General features: G+C 70.6%; 1 protein-coding gene and 1 pseudogene. Both read right to left on the reverse strand.

The window, feature by feature from the left end:
- A pseudogene (locus tag ABTY62_RS47025) lies at nt 1–6,341 on the reverse strand (type I polyketide synthase); the annotation flags it as partial.
- 83 nt (nt 6,342–6,424) lie between these two features.
- Nucleotides 6,425–15,262 (reverse strand): SDR family NAD(P)-dependent oxidoreductase (locus ABTY62_RS47030; RefSeq protein ID WP_352135550.1); only part of this gene is annotated, 8,838 nt, incomplete at its 5' end.

Below are 15,262 nucleotides of genomic sequence, written 5' to 3' on the forward strand. Positions count from 1 at the left end.
TTGAGGGTGTCGGTTGGGTGGGTGGTGGTGGCTGTTTGGGTGAGGGCCCATAGGGGTGCGGTGATGTGGGGGTGGGTGGTGAGGGTTTGGATGAGAGTGAGGGTGAGTGTGGTTCCGGTGGGGATGTGGGGGTGTTCGGGGTGGGGTTCCTCGTCGAGGGCCAGAAACGAGAGCACACCATCGATGCTCACGCCGTCGCAGTGCTCGGCGAGCTGCTGAGCAAGGGTTTCGGGATCAGAGTGGGAAGAGTCGAGGGTGAGCTTGATGGTCCGCGCCCCGAGTTGATGCAGGGCATCGGCGACGAGGTCGATAAGGGCGTGCGGACTCTGAAGAGCGGGCACGACCACTAGCCAGGTGCCGGGCGACCGGGTGCTGGCCTGGGGGAGAGTGACCGGCTTCCATTCCTCGCGGTAGTGCCAGGAATCAATGACGGTCTGGTCATCGTGGCGCTTGCGCCAGGCGGAGAGGGCCGGCAGGACGGTCTCGAGAGAGGAGTCGCGGTCGATGGCCAGGGCGGAGGCCACTGCCTCGACGTCGTATTTCTCCAGCGAATCCAAGAAGCGGACGTTGGTGGTGTTGGGGGTTGGGGTGGTGTTGAGCCAGTAGTGGTGGTGTTGGAAGGGGTAGGTGGGGAGGTTGGTGTGGTGGTGGGTGTGGTGTTGTTGGTGCCAGGTGGTGGGGTGGCCGTGGGTGTGGAGGTGGGCGAGGGCGGTGTGGGTGGTGTGGGTTTCTGGTTGGTGGGGGTGGAGGAGCGCTGCGGTGTGGGGTGTGTGGTCGGGGAGGTTGTGGTGGGTCAGGGTGGTGAGGGTGGCGTCGGGTCCGAGTTCCAGGTAGGTGGTGACGTTGTGGGTGTGGAGTTGGTGGGTGGTGTGGGTGTAGTGGACGGTGTTGCGGGTCTGGTGGGTCCAGTAGCCGGGTGTGGAGGGGTCTTGTCCGGTGGGGTCGGTGGTGATGAGGGGTGTGTGCGGTTGGTGGTAGGTGAGGGCTTGGGCTGTGTTGTGGAGTTCGTCGAGGATGGGGTTGATGTGGGGTGAGTGGAAGGCCGCGCTGACGTTGAGCGGGGTCGTCTTGCGGCCCATGGCGCGGAACTGCGTGGCGATGGCGTCCACGGCACCCCGGTCACCACTGATGACCACCGATCCGGGGGCGTTGACAGCCGCGATGGACACCTGCGCCTCGAGGCCTGCTAGGTGCGCTTGGAGTTCGTCGGGTTCGGCTTGGAGGGTGGTCATCGCGCCGGTGGCGGGGAGAGCATGCATCAGACGGGCGCGGGTGGTGACCAGCCGGGCCGCATCGGACAGGCTCAGGATGCCCGCCAGGTGGGCTGCGGTGATCTCGCCGAGGGAGTGTCCGGCGTAGAAGTGGGGCGTGACCCCGTGGCCTTCGGTGACCAGACGGTGGAGCGCCACCTGGAGAGCGAACAGAGCCGGCTGGGCATAGAGCGTCTGGTCCAGCAGCCGGGACGCGTCGGTGTCCGGCTCGGCGAACATGACGTCCCGCACAGGATGCTCCAGATGCGGATCGAGGTGGGAGCAGGCCTCGTCGAGGGCCTCGGCGAACAGGGGGAAGGCCTGGTATAGCTCGTATCCCATCCGGGGGCGCTGCGTACCCTGCCCCGAGCACACGAACGCCAGCTTCCCCGCTCCGGACGCCACACCGCGCACAAGCCCCTCGTGCTCCTCACCGGCCGCCAGGGCTTCCAGGCCGTGGAGGAAGTCCTCGCGGCCGGGACCCAGGAGTACGGCGCGGTGTTCGAAGGCGGCACGGTCGTTGGCCAGTGCGTATCCGACGTCGGCCAAGTCGAGTTCCGGGTCGGAAGCGAGATACTGGCGCAGTTGCCGCGCCTGCGCTCGCAGCGCGTCCTCGGACTTCGCCGACACAACCCAAGGCACAGACAGCGAAGGTGGCGTTGAAGCGTCTTCACCGTTTGCCGGGGCTTCGGCGGGTGGTGCCTGTTCGAGGATCACGTGGGCGTTGGTGCCGCTCACCCCGAACGACGACACGCCCGCACGCCGCAGGCGGTCGGTCTCCGGCCAGGGCGTGGCCTCCGTCAGCAGCCGCAGCCCGCTCGCTGACCAGTCCACGTGCGGCGACGGCTCCTCGATGTGCAATGTCCGCGGCAGCAACCCCTGCCGCATCGCCAGCACCATCTTGATGACGCCGCCCACCCCGGCTGCCGCCTGGGCGTGTCCGATGTTCGACTTCATCGAGCCGAGCCAAAGCGGCTGATCCGCGGGACGGTCCAGACCGTATGTGGCCTGGAGGGCCTGCGCCTCGATCGGGTCGCCCAACGTGGTCCCCGTACCGTGTCCCTCCACCGCGTCAATGGCGGCCGGAGTCAACTCGGCGTTGGCGAGGGCCTGGCGGATGACACGTTGTTGCGAGAGGCCGTTGGGCGCGGTGAGGCCGTTGCTGGCTCCGTCCTGGTTGACCGCCGTCCCCCGTACCACGGCCAGGACGGGATGCCCGAGCCGCTGCGCGTCCGAGAGCCGTTCCACCAGCACCATGCCCACGCCCTCGCCCCAGCCGGTGCCATCGGCTGTGGCTGAGAACGCCTTGCATCGTCCGTCCGGCGACAACCCACGCTGCCGGGAGAACTCGATGAAGGCCGCCGGGGTGGACATGACGGTGACCCCACCGGCGAGGGCCATCGAGCATTCCCCGGACCGCAGCGCCTGGCAGGCCAGGTGCAGTGCGACCAGCGACGATGAACACGCCGTGTCCACGGTGACCGCCGGCCCTTCCAGACCGAAGGTGTAGGCGACGCGCCCCGAGGCGATACTGCCCGCGCTTCCATGAACGAGGTATCCCTCGAACCCCTCGGGAGCGGTCGGGAAGCGCTGCGCGTAGTCGTGGTAGGCCAACCCGGCGAAAATCCCGGTCTGCGTGCCACGCACGGAGGTTGGGTCGATTCCTGCCCGCTCGAAGGCTTCCCAGGAGACCTCGAGAAGCATTCGCTGCTGAGGGTCCATGGCCAGGGCCTCGCGCGGGCTGATGCCGAAGAATTCGGCGTCGAATTCGCCCGCGTGGTGAATGAATCCCCCCTCTCTCGTGTACGACGTTCCGAATCGCTCGGGGTCCGGGTCGTAGAGCTTGTCGAGGTCCCAGCCGCGATCGGTCGGGAATCCCGAGATCGCGTCCTGCTCCGCCACGAGGAGATTCCATAGCTGTTCCGGGGACTGCACGTCCCCCGGATAGCGGCATGCCATGCCGACAATTGCGATGGGTTCGCCCGTGCCGGCGGCCGTGAGGGGGACGTGGCTGATGATTTCGCCCTGCGTACCCAGAAACTGCTCGCGGAGATGCTGAACGAGCGCGGCGGGGCTCGGGTGGTCGAAGACGATGGTAGATGCGAGGGTCAGCCCGGTGGCCTCGCACAGGCGATTGCGGAGCTGGACGGCAGTCAGCGAGGTAAAGCCCAGTTCCTTGAATGCGCGCTCGGCTTGGATGTTCTGGGGGCTCTGGTGGCCGAGGACGGCGGCGATGTGCGCACGAACGACGTCGAGGAGGATCTGCTGCTGCTCGTCGGGTCGTTGGTGGGAGAGCCGCTGACGGAGGGTGGCCGTGGCGGGCGATTCGGCCGTGACGGTGCGAGGAGCGTGCTGGTCGGCTTGCGGCTCGGAGAGATGAAGCCAGTAGTGGTGGTGTTGGAAGGGGTAGGTGGGGAGGTTGGTGTGGTTGTGGGTGGGGGTGTGTTGGTGCCAGGTGGTGGGGTGGCCGTGGGTGTGGAGGTGGGCGAGGGCGGTGTGGGTGGTGTGGGTTTCTGGTTGGTGGGGGTGGAGGAGCGCTGCGGTTTGGGGTGTGTGGTCGGGGAGGTTGTGGTGGGTCAGGGTGGTGAGGGTGGCGTCGGGTCCGAGTTCTAGGTAGGTGGTGACACCGTGGGTGTGGAGTTGGTGGGTGGTGTGGGTGTAGTGGACGGTGTTGCGGGTCTGGTGGGTCCAGTATTCGGGTGTGGCGGGGTCTTGTCCGGTGGGGTCGGTGGTGACCAGGGGTGTGTGGGGCTGGTGGTAGGTGAGGGCTTGGGCTGTGTTGTGGAGTTCGTCGAGGATGGGGTTGATGTGGGGTGAGTGGAAGGCCGCGCTGACGTTGAGCGGGGTCGTCTTGCGGCCCATGGCGCGGAACTGCGTGGCGATGGCGTCCACTGCATCCCGGTCACCGCTGATGACGACGGATCCGGGGGCGTTGACGGCCGCGATGGACACCTGCGCCTCGCGCCCTGTGAGGTGTTCTTCGACTTCGTGGGGTTCGGCTTGGAGGGTGGTCATGGCGCCGGTGCCGGGGAGGGTGTGCATGAGGCGGGCGCGGGTGGTGACCAGTCGGGCCGCGTCGGTGAGGGTGAGGATGCCGGCGAGGTGGGCTGCGGTGATCTCGCCGAGGGAGTGTCCGGCGTAGAAGTGGGGCGTGACCCCGTGGCCTTCGGTGACCAGACGGTGGAGCGCGACCTGGAGAGCGAACAGAGCCGGCTGGGCGTAGAGCGTCTGGTCCAGCAGCCGGGAGGTGTCGGTCTCCGGCTCGGCGAACATGACGTCCCGCAGGGGCCGGTCGAGGTGCGGGTCGAGGTGGGCGCAGGCCTCGTCGAGGGCCTCGGCGAACAACGGGAAGGCCTGGTAGAGCTCGTATCCCATGCGGGGGCGTTGTGTGCCCTGTCCCGAGCACACGAACGCCAGCTTCCCCGCTCCGGACGCCACGCCGCGCACAAGCCCGTCGTGCTCCTCACCGGCCGCCAGGGCGTGCAGCCCATGGAGGAAGTCCTCGCGGTCGGGACCGAGGAGCACCGCGCGGTGTTCGAAGGGGGTGCGGCTGGTGGCCAGCGCGTGTCCGACGTCGGCCAGGTCGGCGTCGCCGTGTGCCGTCAGATATGCGTGCAGTTGTGCTGCCTGGGCGCGTAGTGCCGGCTCGGACTTGGCCGACACCATCCAGGGAAACGACGTCGAAGAGGTGTCTGCCGGGTTGTGGTGTTCCTCCGGTGGTGCCTGTTCGAGGATGACGTGGGCGTTGGTGCCGCTCACCCCGAACGACGACACGCCCGCACGCCTGGCCCGGTCGGTCTCAGGCCAGGGCATGGACTCGCTCAGCAGCCGTACCGCCCCCGCCGTCCAGTCCACATGCTGCGACGGCTCCTCGACATGCAACGTCCGCGGCAACAGACCTTCCCGCATGGCCATCACCATCTTGATGACCCCCGCGACACCCGCCGCGGCCTGCGCATGCCCGATATTCGACTTCACCGACCCCAGCCACAACGGCGCATCAGCAGACCGCTCCTGCCCGTACGTGGCCAGCAGCGCCTGCGCCTCGATCGGATCACCCAGCCGCGTACCCGTCCCGTGACCCTCCACCGCATCCACATCCACCCCGGACAGCCGCGCCGCGGCCAGCGCCTGCCGGATCACCCGCTGCTGCGACGGACCATTCGGCGCCGTCAACCCATTACTCGCCCCGTCCTGGTTGACGGCACTACCCCGCACCACCGCCAGCACCCGATGCCCCAGCCGCCGCGCATCCGACAACCGCTCCACCAACAACATCCCCACACCCTCAGCCCACCCCGTACCATCCGCCCCAGCCCCATACGCCTTGCACCGCCCATCCACCGACAACCCACGCTGCCGCGCGAACTCCAGAAAAATGCGTGGGGTGGACATGACGGCAACCCCACCCGCCAGCGCCATGGAGCATTCCCCGGCCCGCAGCGCCTGGCAGGCCAGGTGCAGGGCCACCAGGGACGACGAACATGCCGTGTCCACGGTGACCGCAGGCCCTTCCAGCCCGAGCGTGTAAGCGATTCGGCCCGAGGCGATGCTCCCCGCGCTGCCGGTGAGGATGAAGCCCTCTGCGGACTCCGGGGGGCGCGAGGCGTGGCCGACGGGGTAGTCCGGCGGGTTGATACCGGTGAACACGGCGGTTCGGCTGCCGCGCACGGAAGCCGGGTCGATGCCGGCGCTCTCGAAGGTTTCCCAGGAGGCCTCCAGCAGCAGCCGCTGCTGCGGGTCCATCGCCAGCGCCTCACGAGGAGAGGTCTCGAAGAACTCGGCGTCGAATCCGGCAGCGTCGTGGAGGAAGCCACCATGTCGCGTGTAGCAGGTGCCGGACCGGTCCGGGTCCGGGTCGTACAGCCGCTCGACGTCCCAGCCACGGTCGGTGGGGAAATCCCCGATCGCGTCCGTCTCCGCCACGATGAGCTGCCAGAAGTCCTCCGGGGACCGGACCTCGCCGGGGAAGCGGCATGCCATGCCGACGATGGCGATGGGCTCCTGCTCCCGCTCGGTGACCTCGAAAAGACGACGGCGAGTCCGGTCCAGGTCGGCGGTTACCCGCTTCAGATAGCTGAGGAGCTCGTCTTCGTGTACCACTGGGATCACTTCCTTGAGCGTCCTTGAACACGTTTGAAGAACTGCGGAGGACGCGGGCGGGTCTCGTCGACTCAGGAGAGGCCGAGGTCGTTTTTGATGTAGTCCAGGACTTCGCCGGCCGTCGCGGAGGCCAGTCGGTCTGGGCCGTCGTTGTGGTCCGCGGTGCCGTCCGACCCGTTCCACTTCAGGAGAAGGGACTGAAGACGGGTGACGATCCTGAACCGGATCGCGTCGTCCTTCTCCACCCGCGACATGGCCGCTTCCAGCCTGTCGAGTTCGGCCAGCACAGGGGCCACCGTCGCCGCGCCGCCGTTGTGCAGCACTCGATCCTTGACGTATGTGGCGAGCTCGCCGGGCGTCGGGTGGTCGAAGGCGAGGGTGGCGGGGAGCCGGAGGCCGGTGGCGGTGTTCAGCCGGTTGCGGAGCTCGACGGCGGTCAGGGAGTCGAAGCCGAGGGCGCGGAAATGAGAGCCGGGATGGATGGCGTCCGGATCATTGTGGCCCAGGACGAGAGCGGAGTGGGAACGGATCAGCGCGAGCACGATCTCGTGCTGTCCGGCCGGGTCATGCCCACTGAGGCGGGCACGCAGCGCCGAAGGACCGGCTCCGGCTGTGCGGCGGTTCGGGCGGGTCCGGCGCGCTTCGGAGCTGACCAGGCCCCGGTACAGGGGCGGCAGGGCCGGTGCGCCGGAGCTCGTGTCCGGGAGGTCCAGGCGCGCGGGGACGAGGACGGGCTGGTGGCGGGTGACCGCGGCGTCGAAGAGGGTCAGTGCCTGTGAGGTGGTGTGCGGCTTGATGCCGAGCCGGGCCAGGCGGGTGTGGTCGGTCCGGTCGAGGTGGCCGGTCATTCCGCTGGCCTCCTCCCACAGCCCCCAGGCCAGGGACACCGCCGGGAGCCCTGTCGCGCGCCGCTGGTGGGCGAGTGCATCGAGAAAGGCGTTGGCCGCCGCGTAGTTGCCCTGCCCTGGCGAGCCCACGACGCCGGCGATCGAGGAGAAGAGCACGAACGCTGCCAGGTCCAGATGGCGCGTCAGCTCGTGTAGATGCAGGGCTGCGTCGGCCTTGGCGGCCAGAACGCTGTCGAGGTGGCGAGGGGTGAGGGAGCCGATGGTGGCATCGTCCACGATCCCCGCCGCGTGAACGACGGCCGTCAGTGGCTGCTCGTCGGGCACCGACTCCAGAAGCCGTGCGGTGGACGAGCGGTCGCCGAGGTCGCATGGGGCGATGGTCACCTGGGCGCCCAGTTCGCTCAGCTCCCGGCGCAGCTCGTCGGCGCCAGGGGCGTCCGGTCCGCGCCGGCTGGCCAGGAGCAGATGGCGGGCCCGGCCGGTGGCGGCCAAGTGGCGGGCGAGGGCCGCGCCCAGCACGCCCGTACCGCCGGTGACCAGTACCGTGCCGGTGGGGTCCCAGTCGGTGGGCAGGGTGAGGACGTTCTTGCCGATGTGGCGGCCCTGCTGTAGATGACGGAAGGCGTGCTCCGCCTGTCGGATGTCCCAACAGGTCGTCGGCAGGGGCGCCAGGACACCGCGACCGAACAGGTCCAGTACGGTGCGCAGGATCTCCCCGACCCGCTCCGGTCCGGCTTCCATCAGGTCGTATGCCTGATAGCGCAGGCCCGGATGGTCCATGGCCAGCCGTTCTGGATCGCGGATGTCGGTCTTTCCCATTTCCAGGAACCGGCCGCCGTCGTCGGCCACCAGGCGCAGGGAGGCGTCGACGAACTCCTGGGACAGGCAGTTCAGGACGACGTCGAGCCCCCGCCCCCCGCTGGTGGCCGTGAAGCGCTGCGCGAAGTCCAGGGTGCGCGAGGAGGCGAGGTGGTCGTCCTCAATGCCCTGAGCGCGCAGCACGTGCCACTTGCCTGGGCCGGCGGTGGCGTAGACCTCGGCTCCCAGATGACGTGCGATCTGCGTGGCGGCCATGCCCACTCCGCCCGCGGCGGCATGGATCAGCACCGATTCCCCCGGCCGCAGGCGCGCCAGATCCACCAGGCCGTAATACGCGGTCGCGAAGACGACAGGCACCGACGCGGCCTGGGCGAACGACCACCCGTCGGGCATGCGCGCCAGGGTCGCGCGTTCGACCACGGCGACTGGGCCGAAGGCGGCAGGGAAGACCCCCATGACCCGGTCGCCCGCGACAAGGTCCGTGACGCCGGCACCGACTTCGAGGACAATCCCCGCGCCCTCGCTGCCCAGGCCCGTGTTTCCGGGCATCATGCCCAGCGCGAGCAGCACATCGCGGAAATTCAGCCCCGCCGCACGCACCGCCACCCGTACCTCGGCCGTGCCCAGCGGCATCGTGGCGGCTGGGGAGGCCACCGGGGCCAGCCCGTCCAGGCTGCCGGCGCCGGGACACTCCAGCCGCCAGCTCTCCGGTCCCTGCGGCAGCACGAGGCCGTCGTCGGCGGTGGAACCGGCCGACTTCCTCACCAGGCGGGGGGCCAGCATCCGGCCGCCGCGGACCGCCAGTTGCGGTTCCCCGAGGCCGATGGTGGCGGGCAGTGCGGCGCGGGACTCCTCTGATCCGTCCACGTCGACCAGGACGAAGCAGTCCGGATGCTCGGACTGGGCGGAACGCAACAGCCCCCAGGCCGCCGCGCCCGCCAGGTCCGTCACTCCCTCAGCCGGGCCGGTGGCCACGGCGCCGGAGGTGACCAGCACCAGGCGGGCACCGGCCAGCCGCTCCTCGGCGAGCCACTGTTGGAGCAGCTCCAGCGCCTGCCGGGTCCTGGCGTGTACGGCCTCGCCTCCGTCATCCGTTTGGCAAGTGGCGATGACGACGTCCGGGACGGGGCCGCCCGCCACCAGGGACTGCACCAGGGCGCTCAGATCGGCCAAGCCCGCCTGGGCCGCCTGGTCGTCCATGACCTCCAGGCCCGGCCACCGCCCGTCGCCCGCCGCGGCCCTGAGCGCGGGCCCCAGACCAAGGCCGTCGGCTCCGATCACCGCGCACCGCCCCAGAGCCGGTTGCGCCTCAGGTTGCGGTACCTCCGTCCAGTCCAGACCGAGCAGGGCGTCGCGGACAGCGGCCTCGGTGGCATCAGGGGCCTGCAAGGTGTGCTCGGACACCGGGCGCAGCGTCAGTGACTCCACTGATGCCACCGGTCGGCCCGTCTCGTCGGCCATGGTGGCGGCCACGGTGTCGGGCCCGAGCCGTCGCAGGCGTACCCGCAAGGCGGATGGTCCCGCTGCGCGCAGCGACACTCCGCGCCAGGCGAACGGCAGACCCTGGTCGGGTCCGCCCAGCTGCTCCGGCGCTGCTTCGCCGTCAGGCGTCACCAGCCACATGGTCTGGAGCGCCGCGTCGAGGAGCGCGGGGTGCAGCCCGAAACGCGACGCCTCACTGGCCGGCTGATCCGGGAGGCGCACCTCCGCCAGCGTCTCGCCGCCGTACCGCCATGCGGCGCGCAGGCCCTGGAACGCGGGCCCGTAGCCGAAGTCGGCCTCGGCGAACCGGTCGTAGACCCCGTCGAGGTCCAAGGGTTCCGCCCCCGGGGGCGGCCACACCGCGGCCCATGCGGCCAAGTCGTCATCGATGCCCTCACCGGAAGCCCCGCCGACGCTGTCGCGAGCGCCCTCACCGTCGGGGGCTGCCGCCGTCAGGGAGCCGTCGGCATGCCGCGTCCACCGAGCACCCGGGGAGCCCTCGTCGCCGTCCACGTCCGTCCGGGCATGGATGCTCAGCTCACGGCGGCCTGTCTCGTCGGCGGCGCCCACCGCCACCTGGAGCACCACCTCGCCCTCGGCGGGGAGGTGCAGCGGAGTGTGCAGGGTGAGCTCTTCCAGCCCAGCGCATCCGACCTGGTCCCCGGCCCGCAGCGCCAGCTCCACGAACGCCGTGCCGGGCAGCACGACGGTCCCGGCGATGGCGTGGTCGGCCAGCCAAGGATGTGTGCGCGGCGACAGCCGACCGGTGAGCAGGCAGCCGTCACCATCCGCGAGTTGCACGGCGGCGCCGAGGAGGGGGTGTTCCGCCGCGTCGAGCCCGGCGGTTCTCACATCGCCGCTCGCCACGGGGGTGGGCAGCCAGTAGCGCCGGTGCTGGAAGGCGTACGTGGGCAGTTCCGCGTGGCGCGGCGTCGGATGTGGCCGCTCGGCGTAGTGGCGGCGCCAGGCGATGGGCCGACTGTGGGCGTGGACCGTGGCGAGCGCGGTCAGGACGCTCTGCGTCTCGCACTGGTCCGGATGGAGGAGGGAGACGGCCACGGGGGAGTGGTCGGGGAGATTGCGGTGGACGAGGGCGGTGAGTGTGGCGTCGGGGCCCAGTTCGAGGAAGGTGTTCACGCCTCGGGCGTGCAGTCGCTCGACGGCGCTCGCGTAGTGGACGGTGCGGCGCGCCTGGAGAGCCCAGAACTCCGGAGTGCCCGGGTCCGCGCCCGGCTCGGACCTGTCTTCCTCGCCCCGTACGGGACCACCCGCCTCACCCTGCCCGGACCCGCGCGCGCCCTCGTCGCCGGCCGACGCGGTGACCAGCGGGGTGTGGGGCTGGTGGTAGGTCAGGCTCTCGGCGGTGCGCTCGATCTCGTCGCACAGGGGGTCCATCTGCGGGGAGTGGAAGGCGCCGCCGACCTGGAGCGAGGTGACCTTCCTGCCCTGCGCGCGGAAGGCGTCGGCGATGTGGTGGACGGTGTCGTGGTCGCCGGTGAGAACGAGGGAGCCGGGGGCGTTGACCGCGGCGATGTCGGCCCGGTCCTCCAGGCCGCTGAGCCGGGGGCGCAGCTCGGCCTCGGTGGCTTCGACGGCGACCATGGCGCCGGTGGCGGGAAGGCGCTGCATGGCCAGGGCGCGGGCCGTGACCAACGCAGCGGCGTCGGGGAGGCTGAGGACGCCCGCCAGGTGGGCGGCGGTCAGCTCGCCCAGGGAATGGCCGGCCAGGTAGTCGGGGGCCAGCCCGAACTCCTCGGTGACCAGGCGGTACAGCGCGGTCTGGAGGGCGAACAGGGCCGGCTGGGTGTAGGCGGTCCGGTGCAGCAGCGCCGAAGTCTCGCTCTTCTCGTCGGCGAACAGCACCTCCGTCAGGGGGTGTTCCAGGTACGGGTCGAGATGGGCGCACACCTTGTCGAGAGCACGGGCGAACACCGTGGACGTGCGGTAGAGCTGGTGGCCCATGCCGGAGCGCTGGGTGCCCTGCCCCGAGCATACGAAGGCGATTTTTCCCCGGCCCGTGGCCGAGCCCTGGATGACCTTCCCGCTCGGCTCGCCTGCCGCGAGGTCGTCGAGAGCGCGCCGGAAGTCGTCGGGACCGTTGCCGAGGAGCACCGCCCGGTGCTCGAACACCGCCCTCCCCGTCACGAGCGAGCGACCTACGTCGGCGGGGTCGAGATCGGGGCGTTCGGCCACGTACGCGCGCAACCGCCGGGCCTGGGCGCGCAACGCCTCCTCCGATGTCGCGGAGATGGGCCAGGGCAGCGTCAGCGGGTCCTGGGACACGGCCTTCGCGGGAGCCTCCACCGGCGGCGCCTGCTCCAGGATCACATGGGCATTGGTGCCGCTGACGCCGAAGGACGACACACCTGCCCGCCGGGGACGTCCGGTGTCCGGCCACGGCTGGTCGTCGGTCAGCAGCCGGACAGCACCCGCCGACCAGTCCACGTGCGGCGTCGGCTCGGACACATGCAAGGTACGCGGCAACACCCCGTGCCGCAGGGCCAATACCGTCTTGATGACCCCGGCGACGCCGGCGGCCGACTGGGTGTGCCCGATGTTGGACTTGACCGTACCGAGCCACAGCGCGCGGTCCGCCGGCCGCCCCTGCCCGTATGTGGCGAGCAGGGCCTGGGCCTCGATCGGGTCGCCGAGCGTCGTTCCCGTGCCGTGCGCCTCGACCGCGTCCACGTCGGCCGCGGCCACCCCGGCGGCGGCCAGGGCCGCCCGGATGACACGCTGCTGCGAGGGGCCGTTCGGGGCCGTCAGCCCATTGCTGGCACCGTCCTGGTTGACCGCGCTGCCGCGTACGACGGCCAGCACGTGATGGCCGTTGCGCCGCGCGTCCGACAGCCGCTCCACCACCACCATGCCCACGCCCTCGCCCCAGCCGGTGCCATCGGCCGTGGTGGAGAACGCCTTGCATCTTCCGTCCGCGGCCAGGCCCCGCTGACGCGAGAACTCGACGAAGTTGAAGGGGCTGGTCATCACGGTGGCACCGCCGGCCAGGGCGAGCGAACACTCGCCTGCCCGCAGCGACTGACATGCCAGATGGAGCGCCACGAGCGACGACGAGCACGCGGTGTCCACGCTGACCGCGGGACCCTCCAGACCGAGCGCGTACGAGATGCGGCCCGAGGCGACGCTGTTGAAACTGCCCGTCAGGGCATAGCCCTCCGACACCTCCGGCGGTGCCTGCCGCAGCTGGGCGGTGAAGTCCTGGGCGTTGCTGCCGGTGAACACCCCGGTCGGGCTGCCCTGGAGGTCCTGCGGGTTGATGCCGGCTCGTTCGAGCGCCTCCCAGGACGTTTCGAGAAGCAGCCGCTGCTGGGGGTCCATGGCGGCCGCCTCGCGCGGGCTGATCCCGAAGAACTCGGCATCGAACTCGCCCGCGTCGTGGAGGAAGGCTCCCTGTCGGCTGTAGGAGGTACCCCGCCGGTCCGGGTCGGGGTCGAAGAGCCTCTTCAGGTCCCAGCCACGGTCGGTCGGGAAGTCCCCGACGGCGTCCCGGTGCGAGGTGATGAAGGTCCACAGGTCCTCGGGGGAGGCGATCCCGCCGGGATAGCGGCAGGCCCAGCCGACGATGGCCACGGGGTCGGCGGTGTCCACCTCGGCGGCGTTCCCCGCGGCGCTCGCCCCGCCGGCCGGGACGCTGCTCGTGGTGGCGGAGGCGGCCGGATCGCCTGGGCCCGGCTCCGTCAACTCCGCCAACAGGTGAGCCGCGAGCTTGGCGGGGGTCGGACGGTCGAAGGCGAGGCTGGACGGCAGACGCAGTCCGGTGGCCGCCACGAGGTGGTTGCGGAGCTCGACGGCCGTGACGGAGGTGAATCCCAGCTCGCGGAACGCGCGATCCGCGGCGATCGCCTCAGAGTTGGAGTGCCCGAGAACGGCCGCCGTGTGGGACCCGATGAGGCCGAGGAGCGTGTCGTAGCGTTCGGCCGGGCTCTGACCGGCGAGGCGGGCCGCAAGGTTCGCGGTGGTGCCGCGAGTGCCGTCGCCGGGTCCCGTGCCGCCGCTGCTGTCCGCGACCCCGGGGGCGGGGCCGCTTCCCTGGATGTCACGGGTGTGCGGGGCGGGCGGGAACTTCCCCCAGTCGATATCGGCGACGACCAGCTGGGCGTGGGGCGAGAGGACGGCCTGCTCCAGGGCGGCGAGCGCCAGGTGGAGCGCCATGGGGGGAAACCCGCGCTTGCGGAGGTACGCCTGCGCGGTGTGCGTGCCGGCCAGCCCGTCGCCGCCCCAGTTGCCCCAGGCGATGGAGGTGGCGGCGAGCCCCCGGGCCCGCCGGTGCTCGGCGAGGGCGTCGAGATAGGCATTGGCGGCGGCGTAGTTGGCCTGGCCCGTGGCGCCGAAGGGGGCCGCCACGGAGGAGAAGAGTACGAACGCGTCGAGGGAAAGGGCCTGGGTGAGCGCGTGCAGATGATGGGCGGCGTGGGACTTGGGCCCCAGAACGGACGTGAGATGGCGCGGCGTCTGCGCGGTGAGCGTGTTGTCCTCGAGGACACCGGCGGTGTGAACGACCGCGGTGAGAGGGCGGGCCGGAGGGATATCCGCGATGAGACCGGCGAGCGCGTCGGGGTCGGCGACGTCGCAGGCGGCGAGGGTGACCGTGGCGCCCAGATCGGTGAGCCGGTCATGGAGCGCGGTGGCCTCGGGGGCGTCGGGCCCCCGGCGGCTCACCAGCAGCAGATGGCAGTCGGGGTGGCGCTCGGCGATCCGCTGTGCGAGGAGGGAGCCGATGGCTCCGGTACCGCCGGTGATGAGGACGGTGCCGGTGGGCGTCCAGTGCCGGGTGTCCTCGGGGGTGGTGGCGACCGTCGAGGTGGCTCGGGCGAGGCGCCGGGTACGCAGACCCGTGGCCCGGAGGGCGAGTTCTTGTTCGCCGTGGCAGGTGGTCAGGGCATCAATGAGGTGGCGCAGGCCCCGCTCGGTGAGGTCGGCAGGGAGGTCGATGAGCCCGCCCCACAGATCCGGGTGTTCCAGGGCGGCGGTGCGTCCCAGCCCCCAGACCATGGCCTGGAGAGGGTGGCCGAGCTCGTCGGAGGGGGCGGCGGCGACGGCGTCCTCGGTGGCACACCACAAGCGCGCCGCGAAACTGTCGCGGTTGATGAGGGCCTGCACCAGGGCGAGGGTGAGGGCGGTGCCGAGCGGCACCTCGGGGTGGTGCGGATGCGGCTCCTCGTCGAGCGCGAGCAGGGAGAGCACACCGGCGACGGCGCGGTCACCACTCGAAGCCTCCGCCATCGCCTGTGCGAGGTGCTGCTCCAGCAGCGGGAGGTCGGTGTGGGCGCTGTCGAGAAGCAGAGGGACGGTGGGCAGCCCATGGCGTGCCAGACCGTCCAGAATGGCGTCGACGTGCGGATGCTCGGCCTGTCGCGACGGGATCGCGATCAGCCAGCCGCCGAGTGGCAGACGACCCATGTCGGAGAGAACGACCGGCTTCCAGACCTCCTGGTAGAGCCAGGTGTCGGTGACGGCCTGGTCTCGGCGCTCCTTGCGCCAAGCTGACAGGGCCGGCAGGAGCGCGTCCAGCGAGGTGCCCGGTGCGACATCGAGGAGGGTGGCGATGGCGTTGGCGTCCTCGCCTTCGACGGCTTCCCAGAAGCGGGCCGCCGAGATGTCCGCACCGGGCTTGACGCCTTCGGTGGGGGTGTTGAGCCAGTAGCGCTGGTGTTGGAAGGGGTAGGTGGGGAGGTTGATGTGGTTGTGGTGTTGGTGGGTGGGGTGCCAGGTGATGGGGTGGCCGGTGGTGTGGGCGTGGGC

Origin of the sequence: Streptomyces sp. NPDC097640, assembly GCF_040302705.1 — a bacterium.
GTDB lineage: Bacteria > Actinomycetota > Actinomycetes > Streptomycetales > Streptomycetaceae > Streptomyces.